1 protein-coding gene is annotated in these 475 nt (G+C 65.9%); it reads left to right on the plus strand.

What is annotated here, in order from left to right; genetic code table 11:
* Positions 1–58: 58 nt before the first annotated feature.
* A complete protein-coding gene (locus MKK88_RS30910; RefSeq protein WP_244007169.1) occupies positions 59–349 on the plus strand; it encodes an HU family DNA-binding protein in 291 nt (96 codons plus the stop codon).
* Positions 350–475: the final 126 nt, after the last annotated feature.

Genomic DNA, 475 nt, shown 5'->3' on the forward strand with positions numbered 1-475 from the left:
GGTGCAAAATGCGTCGCCGCACTTGCCCCGGCCGGTTTGGCTTGGACACCTTCACTGCATGATCCGATCCGAGCTCGTCGCCCGCATCGCGGCGCAGAACCCGCACCTGTATGCCCGGGCAGTGGAGCGGGTGGTCGGCGCCATCCTGGAGAGGATGACCGACGCGCTGGCCGCGAGCGATAGGGTGGAGTTGCGCGGCTTCGTCGCCTTCTCAGCCCGAGAAATGCGCGCCCGCACCGGTCGCAACCCGCGCTCGGGTGACAGGGTGGAGGTGGCAGCCAAGACGGCCGTTCACTTCAGGCTATCCAAGACGATGCGGGCGCGGCTCAACCACCAGAGGCCTCGTTGAACAGGGCGTCCCACTGCTTCGACGATTGATAATTGTAAGGCAGGGCGACGCCATGGGGCGCGTTGCCGACCCAGTCCATCAGGGCGAGCGTCAGGTGGTCGAACCTGGTCTCCGATCGATGGTCCT

The organism is Methylobacterium sp. E-005 (assembly GCF_022829725.1).
Taxonomy (GTDB): Bacteria; Pseudomonadota; Alphaproteobacteria; order Rhizobiales; family Beijerinckiaceae; genus Methylobacterium.

Coding starts and splice junctions, on each gene's coding strand:
- MKK88_RS30910 (WP_244007169.1), top strand. CDS start 59: ATGATCCGATCCGAGCTCGTCGCCCGCATCGCGGCGCAGAACCCGCAC.